The organism is Bradyrhizobium sp. Kon58, assembly GCF_055807455.1.
This window is the reverse complement of record NZ_JBVVOT010000002.1, coordinates 309,760-333,618: the sequence shown is the minus strand read 5'-3', so window position 1 is coordinate 333,618 and position 23,859 is coordinate 309,760. Positions and strand designations below refer to the sequence as shown.

The following is a 23,859-nucleotide window of genomic DNA, read 5'->3' as shown; positions in this document are numbered from 1 at the left end:
AATGATTGTGGAATCAAAATCTTCACCGGACGCCGCGCGCCTCGTGTCGCCGACGATGCTGGTGCTCTGGCTCGTGCTTGCAACGGTGCCGCTCTGGATCACGCGGATCGGGCTCTATCCTTATCTGGGGATCGAGATCCTGATCTGGTCGCTCTACGCGCTCGCGTTCAATTTGGTGCTGGGCACTGCCGGCCTTCCGTCGTTCGGTCATGGTGCCTATTTCGGCATCGGCGCCTACGCGTTCGGTCTCTGTCAGCTCGAAATCGTTGCAAATCTCTGGATATGTCTGCTTGCCGCAGCCGCGGTCGCGGGCCTTGCCGGCGTGCTGGTGGCGCTGTTCATTTCGCACAGGCGCGGCATCTATTATGCCTTCATGACGATTGCCTTCGGCCAGATCTTCTGGACACTGGCGATCAAATCGCACCGGATCACCGGCGGCGAAGACGGACTTCTCAAGATCAAACGGTTGCCCGCCGATTTCGGGCTGGTGTCTTTCGATCTCACCGACAATGTCGCGTTCTACTATTTCGTGCTCGCCGTCTTTGCGGTCGGCACCGCTGCATTGTGGCGGCTGGTGCACTCTCCCTATGGCCGCGTGGTCGCCGCGATCAGGCAGAGCGAAGTCCGTGCAAGCCATCTCGGCTATAATGTCTGGCTCTACAAGGTCGCCGTCTTTACGCTGTCGGCCGCCGTCTCGGGCTTTGCCGGCGGATTGTTCGCCATGGCGCAGCTCGCCGCATTCCCTGACGTCATGAGCCTGCATCAATCCGGCTACGTCGTGATGATGACGCTGGTCGGCGGTGGGCTTGTCAGCTTCTGGGGCCCGGTGATCGGCGTGTTTCTCTTCCTCACCGCCCGCGACGTGATCGGCGCGCTGACCAATGCCTGGATGCTCTATTTTGGTCTGCTTTTCATCGCCATCGTGCTGTTCCGCCCCGAAGGCATTGCCGGCGCGATCTCCGCTGCCGTGCAGCAGCACTCACTCGGCGCCTTACGGCAGCGCGGTACCTCGGCGATGCGGCTGCTGTTCGGGAGCGGGCGATGAACATGATTGAAGCCGCGGCCGTTCATGTCCGCTTCGGCGATCGCGTCGTGCTGGAGAGCGTCGATCTCGCGGTCGCGGAGGGCGAGTTTCACGGTGTGATGGGTCCGAACGGCGCCGGCAAGACCACATTCTTCAATGTCCTCACCGGCCGAGTGAAGCCGAACCGGGGCCGAGTCCTGCTCGGCGGCGAGGATGTCACGGGCCTCAGCCCGCACCGCATCGCCGCCAAGGGCATCGCCCGCTCGTTTCAGATCATGACGCTGTTCGACGAATTCTCGGCGCGTGACAACGTCATGATGGGATTGCCCGAGTTTCGCGCCCGTGGCCACGATATCGCGCGCGCAGCGGCGGGCGACAGCCGGTTTGCCGCGAAGTCTACCGAAGCGCTCGCGGCGGTCGGGCTTGCCGACAAGGGTGGTATCCGCGCCAAGGACCTGTCCTATGGCGACCGGCGCGCGCTGGAGATCGCGGTCGCCCTGGCGCAGGCGCCCCGCGTGCTGTGCCTGGACGAGCCGACCTCCGGTCTCGGCTCCGATGGGGTGCAACGGCTCGCAACCCTGATTGCTCGCCTGAAGGGGCGGCTGACCATCGTCGCCATCGAGCACGACATGGAGTTCCTGTTCTCGTTGGCTGACCGCATCTCGGTCATCCATTGGGGCCAGGTGGTGGCGCGCGGAACGCCACACGAACTGCAGCAGAACGAATGGGTGCGGCGCTCCAATCTCGGGAAGTTCGCATGATCCTCGAAGTGGATGCGGTCGATACCTTCTACGGCGAGACCCAGGCGCTGTTCGGCGCTTCGCTCGCCATCGAGCACGCCAAGGTGTTTGCGCTGCTCGGCCCCAACGGCGCCGGCAAGACGACCATGCTCCGCTCGATTCTCGGGCTGACGCGCCCACGCCGCGGCTCCGTTTGTTTCGACGGTCACGATGTCACGCACGATCCAACCCACGAGATTGCGCGCGCTGGGGTCGGCTGGGTGCCCGACGACCGCCGGCTGTGTCCGACATTGACGGTCGCGCGCAACCTGTCGATCGCGCAAAAGCGCACGCGCTTTCGCCACTGGAGCCTCAAGGAGGCCGCTGCGATCTTCTCGCCGCTCGAATATCTCATGGAGCGCGACTGCGAAAATCTGTCGGGTGGCGAAATGCAGATGGTGGCGATCGCCCGCGCGCTGGTCGGCTCGCCGGGACTGGTGCTGTTCGACGAGCCCAGCCAGGGACTGGCGCCGAAAATCGTCGGCGACGTGCTTGCGACGATCCTGCGCATGAAGGACGAGGGTATTGCCTCGCTGGTCGTGGAGCAGAACGCCGAGATCGCGCTGTCGGTCGCGGACCATGCCGCGGTGATCGATCGCGGCCGGATCGTCTGGACCGGAGAGGCCGCGGCCTTGCGGGATGATCGCGGGCTTCGTCAGCGCTTGTTGGGAGTACAATAAGTGGCCGCACCGCTGCTCGTTCTCGACGACGTTCGGAAGGTCTATACGCGGGGCCGCGTGATCCGCCGACCATCATTCACGCTGCAGGCAAACCTGTCGCTGGACGAACCTGACATCGTCGGTGTCGTCGGCCCGAATGGGGCTGGCAAGACGACTTTGTTCGAGATGATGACGGGCTCGAACGCACCGACCTCGGGGCGCGTGCTGGTCGCGGGCACCGACATTCATGGCGTCAAATATCGTGAGCGCGACCGGCTCGCGATTCACTATCACCAATCGTATCAGGTCAGGCGCTTTCGCAAGCGCATTCCGTCCGCCTTGCTGGAGCCGTCGCCGACCCGGACGCCGCTGGTGCACCTGTTCGACGAACCGCAGTTCAACCTGCAGGATGGTTATATCGGCTTCATGCTCGATTTCTTCCGCAAGCTGCGCGACGAGGGCCGGCTGGTCGTGCTCTGCATGCACCCGACGGCCGCCTGGCACCTCGACATCCTCGCCGAGATCGCCGGACGATTCCTGTTCGTGGCCGGCGGCGGCGTAACACCCATGGCGAATTTCGGCGCTCTCGTCGCAGATCCGCGCTGCCGCGCTTATCTCGGGCCGGAAATGACAAAGGCGGCGGACGCGATTTGTCACGGCGCCGTTCACAACTCGACCTAAAAGGAGAATCCGTTGGCCTATTCGAACACCCAGCTTTTCATTGGCGGCAAATGGCGACCGGCCCATTCGGGCAAGGTGATCGAGGTGCGCAATCCCGCGACCGAAGAGGTGATCGGCACCGTCGCCCATGCCGGACGGTCCGACCTCGACGAGGCGCTGGCCGCAGCCAGCGCCGGCTTCAAGATCTGGCGAAACATTGTCCCCTTCGAGCGTTGCCGCATCATGCGCAAGGCCGCCGCAATCATGCGCGAGCGCAATGACGAGATCGCGCCGCTGCTCACGATGGAGCAGGGCAAGACTCTCGGCGAGGCCAAAATGGAGGCGATGGCCGCCGCCGATGTGATCGAGTGGTTTGCGGAAGAAGCCAAGCGCGCCTATGGCCGGCTGATCCCCGCGCGGGGGCCGGGCATTTACCAGCTCGCGATCAAGGAGCCGGTCGGCCCGGTCGCGGCGTTCACGCCCTGGAATTTTCCGATCAATCAGGTCGTGCGCAAGCTCTCCGCCGCACTCGGCGCCGGCTGCTCGATCATCGTCAAGGCGCCGGAGGAGACGCCGGCCTCGCCCGCACAGCTGATCCGCGCGTTTGCGGACGCTGGCGTGCCCGATGGCGTCATCAACCTTGTGTACGGTATTCCCTCGGAGATCTCCGAATATCTCATTCCGCATCCGGTGATCCGCAAGATCTCGTTCACGGGCTCGACTCATGTCGGCAAGCAGCTCAATGCGCTCGCGGGCCTGCACATGAAGCGTGCCACCATGGAGCTCGGCGGCCATGCGCCGGCGATCGTTTTCAAGGACGCCGACGTCACATCGGCCGCAAAGATCCTGGCGGCAGCAAAATATCGCAATGCCGGGCAGGTGTGCATTTCGCCAACGCGGATGCTCGTGCAGGATGACGTGTTCCGTGAATTCGTCGACACATTTGTCGACAGCGCCAAGGCATTCAAAGTCGGCAACGGCCTTGATCCCGACTCCAAAATGGGTTCGCTCGCCAACCCCCGTCGCGTCACCGCCATTGAAGGCATGGTGCAGGATGCCGTCGGCAAAGGCGCAAAGCTCGAGACCGGCGGCAAACGCGTCGGCAACAAGGGTCATTTCTTCGAGCCGACCGTGGTCAGCGAAGTCCCGAAGGATGCGCGCGCCATGAACGAGGAGCCGTTCGGCCCGCTCGCGCTGATTTCCCGCTTCTCATCCTTCGACGAGGTGGTCGAGGAGGCGAACCGGCTGCCTTTTGGGCTGGCGTCCTACGCCTTCACCAGCTCGGCCAAGACGGCGGCCGCGATCGGTTCGGCGATCGAAGCCGGCATGATGTCGATCAACAGTTTTGGTCTCGCGCTGCCCGAAGTGCCGTTCGGCGGCATCAAGGATTCCGGCTACGGCTCGGAAGGCGGCACCGAGGCGATGGAGGGCTATTTCAACACCAAGTTCATCAGTCAGACTGGCGTGTGAACGCTGGACGATGCACGATCAGCGTTTGACGAAGACCAGACCGCAGGCGCGTGCCTCGTTGCGCTTGCCGGTGCCGCGGGTGCGATCGAACTGCGCATCGACCGTAAAGGCGTAGGGCGAGCCGGGCGCGAGGTTGTTGAGGGTATAGGTGCTCGCCCCTGTCGTGCCGCGCGCGCTCAAAGTCGTCTTGCCGTCCGCGGGGATCTGGCCATCGATCTCCAGGCGGTTGACGGCGCCCTGGCTCTGGGCGTCGGCATGAAAGACGCCGTTCGCAACCGTGGCAGACAGGGCCCGGGTGAAGCCCTGCGCCTTGCCGGTCGGCGGGCAGTTCAACGTCACGTCCCAATTGCCGTCGAAGTCCTTCGCGGTACGGGCGTTGCCGCTTGCCGGCGCGAGCGCCACCTTCTGCTTCAGGCCTTCAATTCGGGCCTTGGCAAGCGTGGCGAAGATGCAATTCGGGAATCTCGTGAGATGGTCCTCGTAGGCGCCAAGCGTGCCGATGCCGTCCGCGGCCTTCCAGTGCGCCTCTGCTGCCGCGCAAGGGTCAGCCCGGGGTGCGGCTTGCGGCGCCGCCGGCGCCACCGTGATCGACACCGGCCCGTTCAGATAGAACTTGCCGATGATCGATAGCGACAGCTCCGGGAGCTGGGTCTTGCCGCTGGAATCGTAGACGTCGCTGCTGATGTCGCGAAAGACCTCGCCGATCTCCTGGGGCTCCTCGATGTGCTTCAGGAACGCCGTCGTATAGGGGCTGTTGCGGCCGCCGCCGTCGGCCGCGGTCTGCCCGGACTGGGTTGAGAACGATACGATCGTGCCGCGTGGTGCTTCGACTTTCGACAAGCCCCGCCCGATCGAGGCAGCGCGCGTCATACCGGCGGAGCGTTTCAAGGTTTCGGCCAGCGGATTGTCGCGGCAGGAATCGAGGATGAGGATGCGCAGGTTCTTGGCCTGCTGCAGATCGTTCACGATATCGTCGACCCGCACGAAGCGCTTCAGGTCGGCTTCGTCGCTCAGCACGGCGTCGACAGGCATCAGATAGTTCACGCCGTTGTACTGCATCGCATGGCCGCTGTAGTAGAACATGGCGACGTCGGCTTTGCTCGCGGCGCGCGCGAAGCGGATGGTGAGGTCCTGCATGTCGGCCTGGCGCAGGTCGATGCCCTGGAGCACCTCGAAGCCGCTGCGCTTGAGCGAGGCGGCGACGTCTTCGGCATCGTGCGACGGATTGGGAAGCTTCGCCGTACTGGCATAGGCGCCATTGCCGATCACCAGCGCGACGCGGGTTTCTGCCGATGCAGGCGCAAGGAAAAGCCAGCAGGCCAGGAGGGCGAGACAGAATCTGGCGAGGCAAAATCTGGCGAGGCAAAATCTGGAAAGAGCACGCATGAATGCCTTCCAAGGAAATGTCGAAAAATATCCCTCCAGATTAGCGCATGCCGCGCCGACATCAATGCCCCGCCAGAGAAAACGCTTGGATTTCGCGGCCGTGACATCCTGTCACGCCGGGCTCGCCGCCATCGTCTTGCGCACCGCCATTTCGGTCGCAATCGCGTCCCGCACGGCGGGCCGCGCCTGCATGCGCGCGAGATAGGCCGACAAGGATGGCCATTGCGCGATGTCGATCCCTGCGGGACGAAGCAGCAGCAAAGCCCAGGTGAGGTGGGCATCCGCGACTGTAAAACTGTTGCCGACGAGGAATTCGCGGTCCGCCAGATGCGCGGCAGGCATCGACAATGTCTGCGCGATCCTTGCACGCGGCTTGGCGAGCGAGGCGTCGTCCTTGTACCAGAAGGTTGGAAACAGGAACGCCTTGTGGATCTCGGCCCCGATGAAGCTCAGCCATTCCTGGAGACGGTAGCGGTCGGGATCTCCGAACGCGGGTGCAAGGCCTGTCTCGGGCTTCAAATCGGCGATGTATTGCAGCACCGCCGCGCTTTCGGTCAGCCGTTCGCCATTCTCCAGCACCAGGACCGGCACCGCGCCCTTCGGCGAAACGCCGAAGAAATCGCCGCCGTCGTCCACGACCTGCTTGGTCTGGAGATGGACCGGATGATAGCGGGCCTCGAGGCCCGCTTCCATCAGCGCGATGCGGCTCGCAAGCGAGCAGGCCATCGGGGAGAAATAGAGTTGCAGCATCGCCCACGCTCCCTCAGGTCAGCGCCTTGGTTTGCGCGATGATCGCAAACCGATCCGACAATTCGGCCAGGGCGACCTCGTGGATGGTCCTTGCGGAGAGCGCTCCGCCGCGGCCGTCGGGAAGATCGCGTGTTGCACAGGCATCGGCTGCGATCGTCGTGCGCAGGCCGAGGTCGAGCGCGGCGCGGGCGGTCGAACTGATGCACATATGGGTCATGAAACCGGCCAGCACGATGTTCGTGCGTCCGGTTGCGGCCAGCCGGACCTGCAGGTCGGTGCCGGCAAAAGCGTTCGGCAGCGCCTTTTCGATCACGGCTTCGCTGGCGAGCGGCGCCAGGTGCCTGACGATCGCACCGCGCGCGGCCTCGCGGTCGAACAGGCTGCCGGCACGTCCCTTGTGCGCGACATGGAAGATCGCAGCGCCGCTCGCCCTCGCGCGGGCGAGCAGGCGCGCGGCGGCGGCGATCGCGCGCTCCGCATCCGGCAAGGCGAGCGGGCCGGCGCAATATTCGTTCTGGATGTCGATCAGCACGAGGCAGGAATCGGCGAGCCTGGGCGGATTGAGATCTGCGCCGGACAATTCTAGGAGGGTTTTAGGGGCGGTCATGCGGGTCGGGCCTTCCTGGGGAATATCGGATGGCGCGACAGTAGCGCGGCGGCAGCCTGCCAATGTGCAGGACTATTGCAGCATATGGCTGCAAATTTGCAGGAGCCGGTGGCACCTGCTAGGCTCATCGCATGAACTGGGACGATCTGCGCATCATCGCCGCGGTCAGGGACGAGGGCACCTATGCCGGCGCCAGCGCGCGGCTGCGCATCGACGAGACCACGGTCGGCCGCAGGCTTGCACGCATCCAGCGCGATCTCGGCGTGCCGCTGTTCGATGCGGTGGACGGCCAGCGCCGGCCGACGCGCCATTGCGAGGCGGTGCTGGCGCATGTCGAGGCGATGGCCGCTCATGCCGCCGAGATCGGTCGCGTCGGCGAGAGTCTGGCGGGCCCGGTGGGACGCCTGCGTATCGCCTCCACCAACACGGTCGCCGAGGAGGTTCTGTCGCCGCGCGCGAGCGACTTCCTGCACGCCAATCCCGGCCTGACGCTGCAATTCCTCACCTCGAGCGAGAACGTCAAGTTCTCGCGCTGGGAAGCCGATCTCGCGATCCGTCTGCGTAAACCCGACAAGGGTGACTTCACGATCTCCAGGCTCGGTGACGTCAAGCTCTATTATTTCGAGCCTGTTACGACCGAGGGCGAGCCGGTGCTGTGCGCCTATCCGGACGAACTCGGTGCCATTCCCGAGATGCAATTCCTGCGTATGAAGCAAGCCCACGCGCGCTGCGTCACCGACAACGTTCGCGTCATCCGTAACCTGATCCGCGCGCATCAGGCCGCGGGCGTGTTGCCGGAGCACGTCTGCGCCGATTTGCTCGGCGATCGCCGCCTGCGCGCCACACTGCTGCCCGGGCGCCGCGACGTCTGGCTGCTGGTGCAGAACCATCTCAAGCGCGATCCGGCGACGCGGCTCACCATCGAGTGGATCCGCCGCTGCTTCAGCGATCTCGCGCGCGGCTGATTGCGGCGTGAACGCGATCCGTGCGCGGCGCGACCAAGTTATGGGATTGCGTGCGCGCGAAGGTTGCGTAATCTCGTGACGACCACGGGCTTGATCAGGGCAGCGCATGACCACTCTTCAGGAAACCATCCACCCGCAGGCCAAAGTGCGGGAATGGAAGGCGATCGTCATCCTGATCCTCCTGATTCCGGTGCTGTGGTCGCCGCCGTTCCTGTTTCGCATCTTCCTGTTCCAGCCGTTCAACATCCCATCCGGCTCGATGACGCCGACGCTGGTCGTCGGCGATTACGTCTTTGCCGCAAAATATGCCTATGGCTACGGCCGCTATTCGTTTCCCTTCGCGCCGTTGTGGATCTCCGGGCGTGTCCGGGCCGCCGAGCCCGAGCATGGCGACGTCGTCGTATTCCGGACGCCAAAGGACACCTCGGTCGACTATGTCAAGCGCGTGGTCGGGCTGCCCGCTGATCGCATCCAGATGCGGCAGGGGCAACTCATCCTCAACGACCGCCCGGTGACGCGCGTCGCCCTGAAGGCGGTGGTTGCCGGCTCCACCTGCGGCGTGGACGATGGTGCGAAGGCCAAACGCTGGCGCGAGACGCTGCCGAACGGCGCGTCCTACGTCACGCAAGACTGCGTCGACAACGGCTACTACGACAACACCGACGTCTACACCGTGCCGCCCGGCCATTTCTTCGTGCTCGGTGATAACAGAGACAACTCGAGCGACAGCCGCGTGATGTCGTCGATCGGATTCGTGCCGATGGACAATCTGGTCGGCAAGGTGACGCGGATATTCTGGTCGCTCGACCAACAGGGCGAGCCGCACATGGAGCGGCTGGGAAAGGTGTGGTGAGGCCCACCGTCATTCCGGGGGCAGTGCGCGGCGCCTGCATGAACTAGCGATCCCCCAAAAACAAAAACCCCGGCATCGCTGCCGGGGTTTCGCATTTTGTCGTTTGCCGGAATGGCTGGATCAGAAATCCATGCCGCCCATGCCGCCGCCCGGGGGCATCGCGGGACCGGCGCCGCCCTTCTTGGGCAGCTCGGCGACCATGGCTTCCGTGGTGATCAAGAGAGCCGCAACCGAGGCTGCGTTCTGGATCGCGGTACGGACCACCTTGGTCGGGTCGATGATGCCCTTCTTGACGAGATCGACATATTCGCCGGTCTGGGAGTCGAAGCCGTAGGCGTACGACTTGTTCTCGAGGACCTTGCCGACGATCACGGAGCCGTCTTCACCGGCGTTGATCGCGATCTGGCGAGCGGGCGCGGAGAGCGCCTTGCGCACGATCTCGACGCCGGTCTTCTGGTCGTCGTTCTTGGTGCGCAGGCCCTTGAGCTGCTCGGAGGCACGGAGCAGGGCGACGCCGCCGCCCGGGACGATGCCTTCTTCAACAGCCGCGCGGGTCGCATGCATCGCGTCATCAACGCGATCCTTGCGCTCCTTCACCTCGACCTCGGTCGCGCCGCCAACGCGGATCACCGCGACGCCGCCTGCGAGCTTGGCCAGACGCTCCTGGAGCTTCTCACGGTCGTAGTCCGAGGTGGTTTCCTCGATCTGCGCCTTGATCTGGGCCACGCGCGCTTCGATGTCGGCCTTCTTGCCGGCGCCGTTGACGATCGTGGTGTTCTCCTTGTCGATCATCACCTTCTTGGCGCGACCGAGCATGTTGAGCGTCACGTTCTCGAGCTTGATGCCGAGATCTTCCGAGATCGCCTGGCCGCCGGTCAGGATCGCGATGTCCTGCAGCATGGCCTTGCGGCGATCGCCGAAGCCCGGAGCCTTGACGGCCGCGACCTTCAGGCCGCCACGCAGACGGTTCACGACCAGGGTCGCAAGCGCTTCGCCTTCGACGTCCTCGGCGACGATGACCAGCGGCTTGCCAGTCTGCACCACGGCCTCGAGCAGCGGCAGCAGCTCGTTCAGCGAGGAGAGCTTCTTCTCGTTGATGAGGATGTAGGCGTCGTCCATCTCAACGCGCATCTTGTCGGCGTTGGTGACGAAGTAGGGCGAGATGTAGCCGCGGTCGAACTGCATGCCCTCGACGACGTCGAGCTCGGTCTCGAGCGACTTGGCTTCCTCGACGGTGATGACACCCTCGTTGCCGACCTTCTTCATGGCGTCGGCGAGGAACTTGCCGATCTCCGCGTCACCGTTGGCCGAGATGGTGCCGACCTGGGCGATCTCGTCGTTCGAGGTGACCTTCTTGGAGTTCTTGACGAGGTCCGCAACGACGGCTTCGACCGCGAGGTCGATACCGCGCTTGAGGTCCATCGGGTTCATGCCGGCGGCAACCGACTTGGCGCCTTCGCGCACGATCGCCTGGGCCAGCACGGTGGCGGTGGTGGTGCCGTCGCCGGCCGCGTCAGCGGACTTCGAAGCGACTTCGCGCACCATCTGCGCGCCCATGTTCTCGAACTTGTCCTCGAGCTCGATCTCCTTGGCGACGGTGACGCCGTCCTTGGTGATGCGGGGAGCGCCGAACGACTTGTCGAGCACGACGTTGCGGCCCTTCGGACCGAGCGTGACCTTCACCGCGTTGGCGAGAATGTCGACGCCGCGAAGCATCTTGTCGCGCGCATCGACCGAGAATTTAACTTCTTTTGCTGCCATCTGGATTTTTTCCTTAGGTGTTTAGCTGGATAAGAGAGGGGCTCTTAGGCCGCCTTCTTCTTGGAAGCGGGGACGTCGAGGACGCCCATGATGTCGCTTTCCTTCATGATCAGCAGATCGACGTTGTCGATCTTGACCTCAGTGCCGGACCACTTGCCGAACAGCACGCGGTCGCCGACCTTCAGGTCGATCGGGATCAGCTTGCCTGCCTCGTCGCGGCCACCCGGGCCCACGGCGACGATCTCGCCCTGCGAGGGCTTTTCCTTGGCCGTGTCGGGAATGATGATGCCGCCAGCGGTCTTCTCTTCTGCGTCGATGCGCTTGACCACGACGCGGTCGTGAAGCGGACGGAATTTCATGCAGTTCTCCTAAGCTTTTGCACGAGTTGGGAATTTTGGGTTGTTAGCAGTCTGCGCCCGCGAGTGCTAGCACAGGCACAGCTCAGATAAGGCAGGATTTTGGCGGGAGCAAGGGCTTGTAGCAGATAAATAGCACTCGGAAGCGCCGCCTGCCAAAATCTCTTTCCATCGTTAATCGCGCTCGGCGCCCGTATTAGCACGGAGCGACATCTGCTGCTAACGCATTGAATTTCAACAGCTTGTTAAACTTTTGGGCTTGAGATGGATTGTCAGTTTGCGTCACATTTCACTCATGTGAGCGCATCTCCACCGGGTGGCTCGTAGGGCGCGTACCGGAAAGCCACCCCTTGAATATGCGCTCCTGCAAAGGAGGTTGGCATGGTCTCGCGAGTTGGGGTTGTTTCCGACGACTTCCGGAAACAGGTGCTGGGTTACGGGCTGACGACGGCCGAAATTCTCTACCGGATGCCGGATCATCGCTCGCTGCTCCAGACCTATGTCTGGCAGAACTACGACATGTTTCCGAAATTTCCGGCGCTGACGGATTTCCTGGCGTTCTGGCAGAAGAAGCTCGACGGTCCGCTATTCTCGGTCACGGTCGCGCATTCCAAGCTGATCAAGCCGGCCGAGCTGCGCGCGGTCGACGGCGTATTCCGGCTGCATTGAAGGCAAGCGCGGTGCTGGAGGGTGGGTTAGCGTCAGCGTAACCCACCATGCTTCCACGCTTGCGGAGCGAAGTGGCGGGTTACGCTGACGCTAACCCATCCTACGATTTCGCATTCCGTGCTAACCTCTCCCCCACAACAACAGGGGAGACCGCCATGGCCAAGAAAGCAAAATCGCGTAGCGCATCGCAGGCGGCGGTGAGGAAGCGAAGCGGGGCCAAACCCGCAGCACGATCCACGGCGCGCAAGGCGGTGAAGGCGAAAGCCCCCACGACAACGGCAAAGTCATCCGTCAAGAAACCGACGCGACCCAAGCAGCGCATCGCGATCAGCCATCACCGCGAGGAAGACTTCAAGGCCGACGGTCTGCGCACCTACGCGAAATATCGCGATCTCGGCATCGCCGCCGCGAGCCACGGGCTGGCGCAAGCGCACGTGATCCGGCTGCAAGGCCCCTGCAATCCGGACGAGGTGTCGAAGCTGCACTTCCACGACGTCGAATTCCAGATGGTGTACGTGCTCAAGGGCTGGGTGAAGACCTATATGGACGGAGAGGGCGAGACGCTGATGAAAGAAGGCAGCGCCTGGACCCAGCCGCCGAAGATCAAGCACATGATCCTGGACTATTCGGACGACGTCGAGCTGCTGGAGGTGATCCTGCCGGCGGAGTTCAGGACGGTGGAGTTGAAGGCGTAGGCGAAGCGGAGATCAGCCGCCATCCTTGCAATAGCGTTTCCACATCGCGCGATAGGCATCGTCCACCGCTTGCGCGTATGAGACGGGGTTGCCGGCGGCCGCAGCCCTGATCTGTCCGGGCAGTTCGCGGCGCAACTTATCGAGCTCGCCGATCTGTGCCCCACGGCTCGCTGCGATCTCGACATAGGCCTCATCGCTTTCCGCGACCCAGTCCGGCAGGCCCAGTGCGGCGAGGATGGAGCCGGCAGCACGGCTCGGCAGACTGTGACCGAGCTTCGCCACTACCGGCACGCCCATCTGCAAGGCTTCCCACGTGCTGACGCCGCCATTCTGCGGGAATGGGTCGAGGCCAATATCGACGCGATTGAACGCTGCCAGATGCTCGTCTCGCGACGTGGCTCCGAGCAGATCGACGCGTTCGGCCGGCAACCGGCCAGCTGCAAACCGCACCAGCAGATTGTCGCGGACCAGCTGAGCGTCCAGCGCAGTATCCTTGATCAGCAGTCGCGAACCCGGCACCCGCTCGAGAATCCTGGACCAGACGTCCACCGCCTCGTTCGAAATCTTGCTGATGCGGTTGAAGACACCGAATGTGATGAAGCCGTTCGCAATCGCCGGCGTCGGCGCCCGCGCAATCCCGGCCGGCAGCGGCGCCAGCGTCACAAAGCACGGCAGGTCAACGACGGTCTCCGCAAACAGATGCCGAACCGCGGCAGGAATCGCGACCGGGTCCGAGAATAGATAATCGATCGTTGGCAGCCCGGTGCCGGTGCCGTGGCCCCAGCCATGCACTTGAACTGGTGCCGGCTGGCGCGCAAACACACCGAGGCGGTTTCCGCTGGTATGGCCGGACAGATCGATCAGAATATCGACGCTATCGGCGCGGATCTGGGCGGCGAGCCGATCGTCGGACCATTGCGAGGCGTCGCGCCAGCGATCGGCGATCCCCTGAAATTCGCGGGTCGTCGCATCCGTTTTCGGTGAACAAGCGTAGCACACGATCTCGAACTGTGCCCGGTCATGGTGCTGCAGGACCGGCTTGAAAATGAACGCCGCCGAATGTGCATGGAAATCCGACGAGACATAACCCAGCACCAGACGGCGATCCGGATCGCGGCTGTTGTCATGCGGTCCCGCCGCTGCTGAGGCGATCTTCGCACCGATCTGCTCCCACCATACACGTCGCGCTTGCTGATGCTGCGCAACGCTGGCGTCGGCCACAAAATCGAGGGTGAATATCTTGCTGGAGATCGTGCTCTGATCCGGCTCGATGTCGAGAGCTCTGTCGAAACTGGCGAGCGCTTCGTCGACCCGGCCAAGCGCCGCGAGACATTGGCCGAGCAGGCTGTGGGCCTGAGAGAAGCCGGGATCGGCCGCGAGAGCCTTCTCGCAATCGGACAATGCTTCGGCAACTTGCCGGGTCAGGAGCAAGATGCTGGCCCGCCAGAGCCATCCATTCGCGTCGTCGGGTGCCAGGGCGATTGCGCGATTGCAATCCGCCATGGCTTCGTCGAATCGCTGAAGCTCCCGCAATGCAACGGCGCGGCTCGACAGCGCCGAGGCATAGTCAGGCTTGATCGATAACGCGCGGTTTAAGCTTGCGACAGCCTCGTCATAGGCGCGCAGACGGCAGAGCGCCCAACCCCGGCCGTTATGGGCTTCGGAAAGTTTTCCGTCGATTGCGAGCGCCTTGTCGTAGCTCTCGAGCGCTTCCTGGTAGAGTTCAAGGGCCGCGCTCGCGTTACCGAGATTAGACAGGGCCAAGGCGTAGTTGGGTCGGAGGGCGAGGGCCTTTCGATAGCTCTCGCGGGCCTCATTGTGACGTTTTAGCCCGTTGAGCGCGACGCCCAGGCTCATATGAGCTTCGGCAGATCGCGGATCCACGGCCACCGCTCGGCTCAGCAGAACTTGCGCCTGCTGATAGTTTTTGGCTTCAGCCTCCAAAGCGCCCAGCAAATGAAGCGCGATGAATTGGTTGGGCGCGAGTTCCAGGAGTTCGCGATAGGCCGCCTTTGCCTCGCGCAGAAGTCCCGCTTTGTGCAGCTGGAGGGCGCGCGCGAGCAACGGCCCGACCTCGGCTTTTTGTCGTTTCTGAAGCCGGGACTTTTGAAATGCACGCTGGCCGACGCTGTCGCTCATGAATCAATTCCACGCGAATCTCCTGACGAGATTAACATGGAAGGATTGTCGCGATTGCGCTGCGGTCCGTCGGAGCTACGAGGGCGCCAGCCTCACACAAGCCTCGCCGCGGATCGACCCGCTACCGCTCGAGATAGCCCAATTCCGTGCTCATGACCTTGCGAGCATATTCGCTGAAGGCATCGATCAACCGGGCGCGCGCGGCATAAGGTGGATAGAGCAGTGCGATCGTAACGGGGACAGCCGGGTTGAAGGGGCGCGTGGTCAGAGCCGCGCCGGAGCTTTCGTCATGCGCGGCAATCGGGTTGATAATGCTGATGCCGAGGCCCGCGGCGACCAGGGCGCAGACCGATGCGCCCAGATCGGTCTCCGCAACAATGCGGCGCGTGACGCCGGCCTGCGCGAAGATCGTATCGATGCGATCGTAGAGTGGACTCCCCGTGGCGAAGGAGATGAAGGCTTCGTCGGCAAAATCGGCAGGGCGCAGCGTCTTCTTCTGCGCAAGACGATGCGCCTTCGGCATGATCGCGACGCAACGGGTCTTGAGCACCGGCTCGACATGCACCCCCGCAACCTCGCCGTAGAGCATTGCCAATCCGGTATCGCAAAGCCCGGAACTGACCCAGTCGTGCACGGCGCTCGCCGTGCCGGATCGGATCGAGATCATCACATGCGGATAGTCCACCTTGAAGCGTGCCGCGATGCGTGTCAGCAGGCCGCCGGCCAGGCGCGGCATCGCCGCAACGCTTAACCGACCCATGCCGAACGAGCGGATGCTGGCTGCGCTGGCCTCCAGTCCCGCCAGGCCGATGAAAGTCTTCTCGACCTCCTGGAAAAAGCGCGATCCATCCACCGTCGGGCGGAGGCGGCCGCCACTGCGGTCGAACAGCGGGAATTGTGTGATCGCCTCCAGCTGTCCGATCAGGCGGCTGATCTGGGGCTGCGAGGTATGCATGCGCTGAGCCGCCTGCGTCATCGATCCCGTCACGAAGACCGCCCGAAAAGCCTCCACATGCTTCAGGCCCATGCGTCTGGTGGCCATATCAAATCCGTATAGGAGAGTATGAAACTGGAATTTCATCAGATCGGGCTTTTGGACGATAGTCCAGAGCACGGAGCTGTTCGCACGGAGCTGTCCTGGGGTTGCTCACCCACCGTGGACGGCGTCACCAGCATTCGCGACAAGAGGGGACATATGAAAGCGACGATGATCAAGGCACTGGCCGCGGCGACCGTCGCTGGTGTTCTTCTTTCCAGCGAGGCCATGGCCCAGGGCGCGGGCAGGCTGGACAAGATCCGTGAGAGCGGCTCGATCACATTGGGGTACCCCGAGACCTCGGTGCCCTTCGCCTATCTCGACGGCAACCAGAAGCCGATCGGTTACACCGTGGAAATCTGTGAACAGGTGGTGCAGGCGATCAAGACGGCCCTCAAGCTTCCCAAGCTCGAGGTTCGCTACAACCCCATAACCTCGGCGACACGTATTCAGCTGCTTGCCAACGGCACGATCGATCTCGAATGCGGCAACACGACCAACAATGTCGAGCGGCATAAACTCGTTGCCTTTGCTCCCACCACCTTCGTTGCGCAGGTCGTCCTCGTCGCGCGCAAGGATGGCGGGGTCGATGTCAACGACCCGGCTTCGTTTCGCGGCAAGGCCATCGCCGCCCAGGCCGGCGGCCAGACTTTCAAGGTGATTACGCTGATCAACGCCAAGGAAAATCTCAGCATCACGGTGGTGCCGGCCAAGGACACCGCCGAGACCTTCTTGTTGGTGTCGACGGGCCGGGTGGCCGGCACCGCCAACGATGACGGTCTTGCCTATGCCACGGTCGCCTCGTCCAGAACCCCGGATGACTTCCTGATCGGCAGCAAGAGCCTCGAGACGGCGCCCTATGGTATCGTCCAACCCAAGGATGATCCTGCTTTCAAGAAGATGGTCGATGATGCCGTGATCGACCTGATGAAGAGCGGGCAGATTGCGGCGCTCTACGACAAATATTTCAATTCACCAATTCCACCGCATGGCCTCAACCTGAAATTCCCGATGAGCGCCGCCCTCAAGCGGGCGCTGGCCAACCCGACCGATTCCGGCGACCCGGCAGTCTACGAATGACGCGACAAGCGCTCTAGAGGTCTCGCAATGGCACATCAACACGACACGAGTCCGGCGGGCGCCGGGTTGCCACCTATCGACCTGCGCAGCGATACCGTCACCAAGCCGACCGAGGCGATGTATGCCCGCATGGCCTCCGCGCCGCTCGGCGATGACGGGCTGGACGGTGACCCCACGGTGCAGGAGCTGGAGGGCGTCGCGGCTGCGGCGTTGGGCAAGGATGCCGGCCTGTTTGTGCCGAGCTGCACCATGGCCAATCTGCTGGCGACGCTGGCGCAGTCGCAGCGCAGCGAACAGATCGTGCTGGAATCGAATGCCCATATGTACACCTCGGAACGAGGGGCGGCGACGTTTACGGGGCAGTTCTACCTCGCCATTGCCGGCACCGCCGGCGCAATGGATCTGAATTTGCTGGAGGACGCCCTGCAGGGCGAAGGACTCAAGCTCGGGACCGCTCTTGTCGCAATGGAAACCTCGCACAACAACGCGAGCGGCGCCGTATTGCCGCTGGATCATATGCAGGCCGTGCACGCCATGGCCTCGGCCCGCGGTGTCCCGGTGCATCTCGACGGCGCGCGGCTGTTCAACGCCGCCGTCGCCCTTGAAACGGCGCCGGCCGAAATTGCGAGACATTGCGACACGGTTTCTCTGTGTTTGTCGAAGGGCCTCAGCGCACCCGCCGGTGCCGTGCTCGCCGGGCCACGCACAGTGATCGACAGCAGCCGCAGGTTTCGCCGCATGCTGGGAGGCACGCAGCGTCAGATCGGCGTCCTGGCCGCGGCCGGCCTGGAGGCGGTTCAGGTCATGGGGACGCGTCTGGCGGAGGATCACCGGCGCGCGCGAGCGCTGAGTGATGCGTTGAACGGGATGCATCCAAAGATCAGCGCGACAATCCCGCAGACGAATATCGTGCAGGTTGATGTCTCTCTCTCCGGGCGCGACAGCGCCGTGTGGTCGGGGGCTCTCGAAAGGGCAGGCCTGAGGGCGAGGCCCTGGGGCAGGCGTCGATTGCGTTGCGTGACCCATCGCCATATCGATGATGCGGATATTGATCGCGCGGTCATGGCATTTCGCACCGTGGCTGGAGCGTTGGCTTAGAGCGGGCTTACTCAGCACTCCCACGATCAGCCGATCGTTAGAAGGCGCCCGATCCGTGAAACCGGGCAGTTACCAATCGGATGGTTTCAGCCGTCCGCAGGGCGGGCGGTAACCAGTCGAAAATACCTCTCGCGTCAACTCAAGGCTGTGAAAATGCGGGAAATGTTTTCATGGCGACCAACACTTTTGGCCGACGCGGCGTCGTAGGGCCTTCTCCAAGAGGATCATTTCAACCCGCACCGTTTCAACCCGTCGCCGCACCGATCGCTCCCCGGCCCCTGCCCAGTGAGGGGGCGCTTTTGGGCGACAACAAGCTTCTGGCCGATATCCCTTTCCTCACCATCGGCCTGATTTTCTGTCTGCTCCTGATCTACGCTCTGCAACGCAGTCTCGCCATGGACATTGGGCTGGACGGCTCGCTCGATGTCCGTTCGCTGATCGCTCAGGGCGCGTCCGGCTACGATCTGGTTGTCGGAAGGAACGAGTGGTGGCGGATCGGCCTTGCGCCGCTTCTGCATGGTAGCAATGGGCACCTCATAGGCAACTGCGTTGCGCTGTTCATCGTCGGCGTCAGGCTGGAGAGCCTGATCGGTCGTGGCTGGTTTTCGCTGATCTTCGTCGCCAGTGCAGTGGCCGGGGAGGCCGGCTCGCTTCTGGGCAATGGCCCCGGCACGGTGAGCGTCGGTGCGTCCGGCGCCATTACCGGGCTCATCGCGGCGCTGTTCGTCGCGAGCTTCGAGCCAGAGGCGGACGCCGAGCAAACAATGTCGAGACTGAAGACGTCGCTCTTCTTTGGTGTTCCCGCTCTGCTGCCGCTCGCCTTTGGAGCCTCCGGCAATGTCAACTATTTTGCCCATGCAGGTGGTGCGCTGGCCGGCGGTGCGCTTGCCATCGTGCCGTGGCTCGCCTTCTGGTCCTATGACAGCCTGCCGCGGAGCACCGGCATGGTGTTGCTCGGAGGATTCGTCGGATCTCTGATCTGCGCCGGCTTCGCCGCCGCTCATTATTCGTCCTACATGGCTGATGCCGTGCAGTATATCCGCGCATCGGAAGTGCCGCCGAACGCTGGCGAGATGACGAGCCGGTCTTCAGATCTCGTCACCCGCTATCCGAAAGACCCGCGGGCTCATCTGTTCCGTGCGGTCTTCTTCCTTGAAAAAGCGAACCTCAGTGCCGCTGAAACAGAAGCGCGAACTGCCATGTCGCTCGCCGCTTCGGATGTGGCGGGTGGACCGGTGCGCATCGGGGCGCAGGGCTTGATGGCGGTGTTGCTGTGGGCGCAGGGACGAAACAGTGAGGCGAAGGCCATGGCGGTCGAGCCGTGCCGTGCCAAGCTGCCTGAGGTGCGGCGTATATTGCAGAAGTCGAAGTTGTGCGGTCGACCGGAGTGACGAGCGGAGAGAGCTAGCTCAACACCCCCACCACTGCTCCCATCAGACACGTCGTCAGCGTTCCCGACACGATCGACTTCAGCCCGAGCGCGTTGATTTCCTCGCGCCGCTCCGGCGCCATCACGCCGAGACCGCCGATCATGATGCCGAGGCTGGCGAAATTGGCGAAGCCGCACATCGCATACAGCATGATCAGGCGCGAGCGCGGATCGAGCGTGCCGGGCGGCAGCTTCGAGAAGTCGACATAGGCGATCAGCTCGTTCAGCACGGTTTTCGTGCCCATCAGGCTGCCGGCGGTGATCGCCTGCTCCCACGGCAATCCCATCAGCCAGCATACCGGCGCCATCACGAGGCCGAGCAGGCGCTGCAACGAGATCGCAGCGCCGCCGATATCCGGCAGCAGGCTGAGAATGGCGTTGACGAGATAGACCAGCGCCACCAGTACCAGCAACATGGCGACAATGTTGATCAGCAGCTCGATCCCTGCGCCGGTCCCTTTCACGATCGCGTCCATGGTGCCGGAGACCTCCATCTCGGGATATTCCAACGCGCCGCCGGTGTGCTTGGCGGATGTCTCCGGCACCATGATGAGGCTGACCAGGATCGCGGCCGGCGCGCCCAGCACCGAGGCGATGACGAAATGCGCGGCTGCGTCGGGAATGAGGGGAGCAAGGAGCGTCGCGTACAGCACCAGCACCGTGCCGGCGATGCCGGCCATGCCGCCGGTCATCACCAGGAACAACTCGCTGCGGGTCATCTGCGCGAGATAAGGCCGCACGAACAGCGGCGCCTCGACCATGCCGAGAAAGATGTTGGCGGCGGTCGAGAGCCCGACCGCGCCGCCGACGCCGAGCGTCCGCTCCAGCAGCCAGGCCATGCCGCGCACGATCGGCGGCAGCACGCGCCAATAGAACAAGAGCGTCGTCAGCACGCTCATGACCAGCACGATCGGCAGCGCCTGAAACGCCAGGACGAAATCGGCCCCCGGTGCTTTCAGGTCGAAGGGCAGGGGACCGCCGCCGACATAGCCGAACACGAAGGAGGAGCCGGCGCGCGAGGCCGCCGAGATCGCGCCCACGGCGTCGTTGATGGCACCGAAGGCGCGCGCGACGACAGGCACCTTCAGGAGAACGATCGCGGTGACGAAAGTGGCGACGAGGCCGATCGCCGCCTGGCGCAGCGAGGCCGCGCGGCGATTCTCGCTCAGGACCAAGGCGATCAACAGCAATGCGAAAATGCCGAGTGCCGATTGCAGCCGCAGCATGATGTCCCCAAACCCCGATGATTATGGCCACCCCTGCGTTGCAAACGCAATGCCGGGAGATTGTCGGAGCGTCCCGCTGTTGACAAGCAGGTCCGCGTCAGCCACGCGGAGCACGTCGACACAGGAGCCGATAGTCCGAGCGTGACCGAAGAGGCGAAGCCAGACCAGCCAATATCGGGAAACCCGCCGGTCAGCGCCCGCGCGCTCCTCTCCCATCGCGCCTTCCTGTTCTTTCTGCTCTCGCGCAGCCTGTCGCGTTTCTCCAGCCAGATCGCCGCGGTCGCGATCGGCTGGCAAATCTACGATCTCACCGGCTCGGCCTTCGACCTCGGCATGGTCGGCCTCGTGCAATTCCTGCCCACGGCGCTGCTGGTGTTCGTCGCCGGCCATGCCGCCGACCGCTACGAGCGCAAGCGCGTGGTCCAGCTCTGCCAGCTCGTCGAAGCCGCGACGGCGCTCTATCTCGGTGTCATCACCTATCTCGGCTTGGTCAGCGAAGTTCAGATTTTCGTGGCCACCTTCGTGCTCGGCATTGCCGGCGCCTTCGAAAGTCCGACCACTGCCGCACTGCTGCCGGCGATTGCGCCGCAGGGCTCGCTCCAGCGCGCCACCGCCGTCTCCAGCGGCGCGGCGCAGGTCGCGACCATTACAGGTCCGGCGCTCGGCGGTTTTGCCTACGCGGTCGCACCGCATCTCGCCTACACCGTGATGGTGCTGTTCTGGATCTTCGGGATGATTTTGACCGGATTCATCCGGCCGCGCCCGCAGGCGATCGCCAAGGATATCGCGGGCGCCGACAATATCTTCGCCGGCGTCCGCTTCATCCGCAGCAATCCCGCGATCCTCGGCACCATCTCGCTCGATCTGTTCGCGGTGCTGTTCGGCGGCGTCACCGCGCTTCTGCCGATCTATGCCCGCGACATCCTCCAGACTGGTCCGATGGGGCTCGGGATCCTGCGCGCCGCCCCCGCGGTCGGCGCGCTGCTGATGACCATGGTGCTGGCCCGTCACGCCATTTCGCGGCGTGTGGGCCTGCGCATGTTTCAGGCCGTGATCGTGTTCGGCGTCGCAACGATCGTGTTCGCTTTGTCGTCCTGGATGTGGCTGTCGGTGCTCGCGCTCGCCGTTCTCGGCGCGGCTGATACGATCAGCGTCGTGATCCGCTTCTCGCTGGTGCAGCTCGCGACCCCCGACGAGATGCGCGGCCGGGTCGGTGCGGTGAACTTCCTCTTCATCAACGCCTCGAACCAGCTCGGCCAGTTCGAGAGCGGGGTGGCTGCCGCACTGTTTGGTGCCATGCCGGCAGCCGTGCTGGGCGGCGTCTGCACGGTCGCGGTGGCGCTGTTGTGGATGAAGCTGTTCCCGAGCCTGCGGCAGGTGGAGAGTTTGGAGTAAGGGACTCTTCGCCTCTCCCCGCTTGCGAGCAGAGGCCGGAATTCGCGCGTAGCGCGGATTCCGGGTGAGGGGGACTCTTCGCGAGCCTGATTGCTACCGTGATTTGCTGAAACAGCCCCTCACCCCAACCCTCTCCCCGTAAGAACGGAGAGAGGGAGAAGGAGAGAGCTTCGCGCGCAATGAGGACTGCGGAAATACCGTAGATAAATCAATGAGGCGCCTACTGTGCATGGGGTTGTTTTCGCGTTTTTTTGTTCAGCCCCGTCCCACGAACGGCATCTTGGTTGCCATGACCGTCATGGTCAGCACGTTGGCATCGAGCGGCAGGCCGGCCATGTAGGCGACGGCATCGCCGACCGCTTTCGCATCCATGCGCGGCTCCTGCTTCGACGTGCCATCGGGCTGCAGCACGCCGGGGCCGTTGACCATGCGGTCGGTCATGGGCGTTGCGGCGTTGCCGATGTCGACCTGCCCGACCGCGATGTCGTACATGCGGCCATCGAGGTTGGAGGCCTTGGTGAGGCCCGTGATGGCGTGCTTGGTTGAGGTATAGGCGGCCGAGAACGGCCGCGGCGCATGCGCCGAGATCGAGCCGTTGTTGATGATGCGGCCGCCACGGGGGGTCTGGTCCTTCATGATGCGGAAGGCGTGCTGGGTGCACAGGAACGGGCCGGTGAGGTTGGTGTTCACCACCGCCTGCCACTGCTCGAGGCTGAGATCCTCGAAATTCACCGGCGGCGCGCCCATGCCGGCATTGTTGAAGAGCACGTCGAGCCGGCCATAGGTTGCCTTGACCTTGTCGAACAGCGCGGCGATCGAGTCCGGCTTGGTCATGTCGGCGGTGACGCAGAGGCTCTTTCCGGCGGGCCCGAGCTTGGCCGTCTCCTCGAGCATGTCGGGCCGGCGCCCGACCAGCACCACGGTGAAGCCTGTGTTCATTAGCGCCAGTGACGCCGCGCGCCCGACTCCAGTGCCGGCGCCCGTCACCACTGCGATCTTTTTCGCTTCACTCATCGTTTCCTGCCTTTTCTCTTGATCTGTCAGGTTTTGGATTCTTTTTCGTTCTTGTAGGGCGGCCGCGGAATGTTCTGATGCGCGGCGCGCAAGGCCGCCGACCAGCGCGAGCGCAAATCGTGGAAATAGGGCTCGCCGGCCTCGATGCGGTGGTTGAGGTCGGCCTCGCAGGCGTCGGCGCGCACCACCAGCACGTCGATCGGCAGGCCGACGCCGAGATTCGAGCGCATGGTCGAATCCATCGAGATCAGCCCGGTCTTCAGCGCCTCGTAGAGCTCGACGTCGTAATGCATGGCGCGGTCGAGCACCGGCTTGCCGTATTTGTGCTCGCCGATCTGCAAATAGGGCGTGTCGGTGGTGCATTCGATGAAATTGCCGGCGGTGTAGACCATGAACAGGCGCATGCGCGCGCCGTTGATCTGGCCGCCGAACAGGAAGGAGACGTCGAACGACACGTCCTCTGATTTGAGCGCCGGCCCTTCGGTCGTGTGCACGGCCCGGATCGCCCGGCCGATGCGCTGGGCGGCCTGGAACATGGTCGGCGCGTTCATCAGCGTCTCGATCTCACCCGTGTTGGGGTCTTCGAGGCCCTCGGTCAGCGTCGAGAGCACCGACTGGCTGATCGCGAGGTTGCCGGCGCTGGCGATCGCCATGATGCGGTCGCCGGGCTTGGAGAAGATGTGGAGCTTGCGGAAGGTCGAGACGTTGTCGAGGCCGGCATTGGTGCGGGTGTCGGCGATCATCACCAGACCGTCCCGAACCAGAATTCCGCAGCAATAGGTCATTTCCAGTCCCCGAACGCGTTTGC

The 23,859-nt window shown here is 63.7% G+C and carries 23 protein-coding genes; 13 read left to right on the top strand and 10 right to left on the bottom strand.

Translation table 11 applies throughout. The features are described 5' to 3' along the window. The first annotated feature begins 1 nt into the window (after position 1). From AC0L20_RS05385 to AC0L20_RS05365, 5 genes are read left to right on the top strand one after another with little or no spacing between them, the layout of a single operon-like run. Positions 2–1,045 (top strand): branched-chain amino acid ABC transporter permease, encoded by a 1,044-nt coding sequence (locus AC0L20_RS05385; RefSeq protein ID WP_473287714.1) that lies wholly within the window; start codon positions 2–4, stop codon positions 1,043–1,045. Continuing rightward, positions 1,042–1,785: an ABC transporter ATP-binding protein gene (locus AC0L20_RS05380; RefSeq protein ID WP_473287713.1), complete on the top strand. Its 744-nt coding sequence runs from the start codon at positions 1,042–1,044 to the stop codon at positions 1,783–1,785. The genes AC0L20_RS05385 and AC0L20_RS05380 overlap by 4 nt, the downstream gene beginning before the upstream one ends. After that, positions 1,782–2,483: an ABC transporter ATP-binding protein gene (locus tag AC0L20_RS05375; protein WP_473287712.1), complete on the top strand. Its 702-nt coding sequence runs from the start codon at positions 1,782–1,784 to the stop codon at positions 2,481–2,483. Before AC0L20_RS05380 ends, AC0L20_RS05375 begins: the two co-directional genes overlap by 4 nt. Further along, entirely contained in the window at positions 2,484–3,143 is a 660-nt protein-coding gene (locus AC0L20_RS05370; protein WP_473287711.1) for an ATP-binding cassette domain-containing protein, read from the top strand. A gap of 12 nt (positions 3,144–3,155) precedes the next feature. Next, positions 3,156–4,592: an NAD-dependent succinate-semialdehyde dehydrogenase gene (locus tag AC0L20_RS05365; protein ID WP_473287710.1), complete on the top strand. Its 1,437-nt coding sequence runs from the start codon at positions 3,156–3,158 to the stop codon at positions 4,590–4,592. An 18-nt stretch (positions 4,593–4,610) separates the two neighbouring features. Here AC0L20_RS05365 and AC0L20_RS05360 read toward each other — a convergent pair whose 3' ends face one another. From AC0L20_RS05360 to AC0L20_RS05350, 3 genes are all read right to left on the bottom strand, one after another. Beyond that, positions 4,611–5,978, bottom strand: a complete 1,368-nt coding sequence (locus AC0L20_RS05360; protein ID WP_473287709.1) for a caspase family protein — start codon at positions 5,976–5,978, stop codon at positions 4,611–4,613. A 111-nt stretch (positions 5,979–6,089) separates the two neighbouring features. Next, positions 6,090–6,728, bottom strand: a complete 639-nt coding sequence (locus AC0L20_RS05355) for a glutathione binding-like protein (RefSeq protein ID WP_473287708.1) — start codon at positions 6,726–6,728, stop codon at positions 6,090–6,092. Between the two features lie 13 nt (positions 6,729–6,741). Further along, positions 6,742–7,335, bottom strand: coding sequence for a cysteine hydrolase family protein (locus AC0L20_RS05350; RefSeq protein WP_473287707.1), 594 nt, complete (start codon positions 7,333–7,335; stop codon positions 6,742–6,744). 131 nt (positions 7,336–7,466) lie between these two features. Between AC0L20_RS05350 and AC0L20_RS05345 the strand changes: the two genes are divergently transcribed. Both AC0L20_RS05345 and lepB read left to right on the top strand, forming a co-directional pair. Next, positions 7,467–8,300 (top strand): LysR family transcriptional regulator, encoded by an 834-nt coding sequence (locus tag AC0L20_RS05345; RefSeq protein WP_473287706.1) that lies wholly within the window; start codon positions 7,467–7,469, stop codon positions 8,298–8,300. Between the two features lie 106 nt (positions 8,301–8,406). Further along, on the top strand, positions 8,407–9,153 hold the full coding sequence (lepB, locus tag AC0L20_RS05340; RefSeq protein ID WP_473287705.1) for a signal peptidase I: 747 nt from the start codon (positions 8,407–8,409) through the stop codon (positions 9,151–9,153). Positions 9,154–9,273: 120 nt separating this feature from the next. Here lepB and groL read toward each other — a convergent pair whose 3' ends face one another. Together groL and AC0L20_RS05330 are read right to left on the bottom strand one after the other, a co-directional pair. Further along, positions 9,274–10,914 (bottom strand): chaperonin GroEL, encoded by a 1,641-nt coding sequence (gene groL / locus AC0L20_RS05335; protein ID WP_007602475.1) that lies wholly within the window; start codon positions 10,912–10,914, stop codon positions 9,274–9,276. A gap of 44 nt (positions 10,915–10,958) precedes the next feature. Further along, complete coding sequence (locus AC0L20_RS05330) at positions 10,959–11,273, bottom strand: co-chaperone GroES (protein WP_027518760.1); 315 nt, start codon at positions 11,271–11,273, stop codon at positions 10,959–10,961. Between the two features lie 378 nt (positions 11,274–11,651). On the opposite strand from AC0L20_RS05330, the gene AC0L20_RS05325 reads away from it, so the two are divergent. Both AC0L20_RS05325 and AC0L20_RS05320 read left to right on the top strand, forming a co-directional pair. Further along, on the top strand, positions 11,652–11,939 hold the full coding sequence (locus AC0L20_RS05325; RefSeq protein ID WP_007602477.1) for an usg protein: 288 nt from the start codon (positions 11,652–11,654) through the stop codon (positions 11,937–11,939). Between the two features lie 155 nt (positions 11,940–12,094). Next, on the top strand, positions 12,095–12,634 hold the full coding sequence (locus AC0L20_RS05320) for a cupin domain-containing protein (protein ID WP_473287704.1): 540 nt from the start codon (positions 12,095–12,097) through the stop codon (positions 12,632–12,634). Positions 12,635–12,646: 12 nt separating this feature from the next. On the opposite strand, the gene AC0L20_RS05315 is transcribed toward AC0L20_RS05320, so the two are convergent. Beyond that, complete coding sequence (locus AC0L20_RS05315; protein ID WP_473287703.1) at positions 12,647–14,773, bottom strand: O-linked N-acetylglucosamine transferase, SPINDLY family protein; 2,127 nt, start codon at positions 14,771–14,773, stop codon at positions 12,647–12,649. A 121-nt stretch (positions 14,774–14,894) separates the two neighbouring features. Beyond that, positions 14,895–15,815 carry a LysR substrate-binding domain-containing protein gene (locus AC0L20_RS05310; protein ID WP_473287702.1) on the bottom strand — a complete coding sequence of 307 codons (921 nt, stop codon included), beginning with the start codon at positions 15,813–15,815 and terminating at the stop codon, positions 14,895–14,897. Between the two features lie 153 nt (positions 15,816–15,968). On the opposite strand from AC0L20_RS05310, the gene AC0L20_RS05305 reads away from it, so the two are divergent. The 3 genes from AC0L20_RS05305 (at position 15,969) to AC0L20_RS05295 (ending at position 19,378) form a co-directional block, all read left to right on the top strand. Then, a complete protein-coding gene (locus AC0L20_RS05305) occupies positions 15,969–16,889 on the top strand; it encodes an amino acid ABC transporter substrate-binding protein (protein WP_473287701.1) in 921 nt (306 codons plus the stop codon). A gap of 27 nt (positions 16,890–16,916) precedes the next feature. After that, positions 16,917–17,987, top strand: a complete 1,071-nt coding sequence (locus tag AC0L20_RS05300; RefSeq protein WP_473287700.1) for a threonine aldolase family protein — start codon at positions 16,917–16,919, stop codon at positions 17,985–17,987. A gap of 170 nt (positions 17,988–18,157) precedes the next feature. Then, positions 18,158–19,378, top strand: a complete 1,221-nt coding sequence (locus AC0L20_RS05295) for a rhomboid family intramembrane serine protease (RefSeq protein WP_473287699.1) — start codon at positions 18,158–18,160, stop codon at positions 19,376–19,378. Positions 19,379–19,391: 13 nt separating this feature from the next. Here the strand turns inward: AC0L20_RS05295 and AC0L20_RS05290 are convergent, their stop codons facing one another. Then, entirely contained in the window at positions 19,392–20,642 is a 1,251-nt protein-coding gene (locus AC0L20_RS05290; protein WP_473287698.1) for a NupC/NupG family nucleoside CNT transporter, read from the bottom strand. Positions 20,643–20,783: 141 nt separating this feature from the next. On the opposite strand from AC0L20_RS05290, the gene AC0L20_RS05285 reads away from it, so the two are divergent. Beyond that, positions 20,784–22,037, top strand: coding sequence for an MFS transporter (locus AC0L20_RS05285; RefSeq protein WP_473287697.1), 1,254 nt, complete (start codon positions 20,784–20,786; stop codon positions 22,035–22,037). Between the two features lie 255 nt (positions 22,038–22,292). Here the strand turns inward: AC0L20_RS05285 and AC0L20_RS05280 are convergent, their stop codons facing one another. Both AC0L20_RS05280 and AC0L20_RS05275 read right to left on the bottom strand, forming a co-directional pair. Further along, the gene (locus AC0L20_RS05280; protein ID WP_027567754.1) at positions 22,293–23,051 is read right to left on the bottom strand and encodes an SDR family oxidoreductase; all 759 of its coding nucleotides are present in this window, start codon (positions 23,049–23,051) and stop codon (positions 22,293–22,295) included. A gap of 26 nt (positions 23,052–23,077) precedes the next feature. Then, a complete protein-coding gene (locus AC0L20_RS05275; protein WP_106944555.1) occupies positions 23,078–23,836 on the bottom strand; it encodes a proteasome-type protease in 759 nt (252 codons plus the stop codon). Positions 23,837–23,859: the final 23 nt, after the last annotated feature.

Coding starts and splice junctions, on each gene's coding strand:
- AC0L20_RS05385 (WP_473287714.1), top strand. CDS start 2: ATGATTGTGGAATCAAAATCTTCACCGGACGCCGCGCGCCTCGTGTCG.
- AC0L20_RS05380 (WP_473287713.1), top strand. CDS start 1,042: ATGAACATGATTGAAGCCGCGGCCGTTCATGTCCGCTTCGGCGATCGC.
- AC0L20_RS05375 (WP_473287712.1), top strand. CDS start 1,782: ATGATCCTCGAAGTGGATGCGGTCGATACCTTCTACGGCGAGACCCAG.
- AC0L20_RS05360 (WP_473287709.1), bottom strand. CDS start 5,978: ATGCGTGCTCTTTCCAGATTTTGCCTCGCCAGATTTTGCCTCGCCAGA.
- AC0L20_RS05355 (WP_473287708.1), bottom strand. CDS start 6,728: ATGCTGCAACTCTATTTCTCCCCGATGGCCTGCTCGCTTGCGAGCCGC.
- AC0L20_RS05350 (WP_473287707.1), bottom strand. CDS start 7,335: ATGACCGCCCCTAAAACCCTCCTAGAATTGTCCGGCGCAGATCTCAAT.
- AC0L20_RS05345 (WP_473287706.1), top strand. CDS start 7,467: ATGAACTGGGACGATCTGCGCATCATCGCCGCGGTCAGGGACGAGGGC.
- lepB (WP_473287705.1), top strand. CDS start 8,407: ATGACCACTCTTCAGGAAACCATCCACCCGCAGGCCAAAGTGCGGGAA.
- groL (WP_007602475.1), bottom strand. CDS start 10,914: ATGGCAGCAAAAGAAGTTAAATTCTCGGTCGATGCGCGCGACAAGATG.
- AC0L20_RS05330 (WP_027518760.1), bottom strand. CDS start 11,273: ATGAAATTCCGTCCGCTTCACGACCGCGTCGTGGTCAAGCGCATCGAC.
- AC0L20_RS05325 (WP_007602477.1), top strand. CDS start 11,652: ATGGTCTCGCGAGTTGGGGTTGTTTCCGACGACTTCCGGAAACAGGTG.
- AC0L20_RS05320 (WP_473287704.1), top strand. CDS start 12,095: ATGGCCAAGAAAGCAAAATCGCGTAGCGCATCGCAGGCGGCGGTGAGG.
- AC0L20_RS05315 (WP_473287703.1), bottom strand. CDS start 14,773: ATGAGCGACAGCGTCGGCCAGCGTGCATTTCAAAAGTCCCGGCTTCAG.
- AC0L20_RS05310 (WP_473287702.1), bottom strand. CDS start 15,815: ATGGCCACCAGACGCATGGGCCTGAAGCATGTGGAGGCTTTTCGGGCG.
- AC0L20_RS05305 (WP_473287701.1), top strand. CDS start 15,969: ATGAAAGCGACGATGATCAAGGCACTGGCCGCGGCGACCGTCGCTGGT.
- AC0L20_RS05300 (WP_473287700.1), top strand. CDS start 16,917: ATGGCACATCAACACGACACGAGTCCGGCGGGCGCCGGGTTGCCACCT.
- AC0L20_RS05295 (WP_473287699.1), top strand. CDS start 18,158: ATGGCGACCAACACTTTTGGCCGACGCGGCGTCGTAGGGCCTTCTCCA.
- AC0L20_RS05290 (WP_473287698.1), bottom strand. CDS start 20,642: ATGCTGCGGCTGCAATCGGCACTCGGCATTTTCGCATTGCTGTTGATC.
- AC0L20_RS05280 (WP_027567754.1), bottom strand. CDS start 23,051: ATGAGTGAAGCGAAAAAGATCGCAGTGGTGACGGGCGCCGGCACTGGA.
- AC0L20_RS05275 (WP_106944555.1), bottom strand. CDS start 23,836: ATGACCTATTGCTGCGGAATTCTGGTTCGGGACGGTCTGGTGATGATC.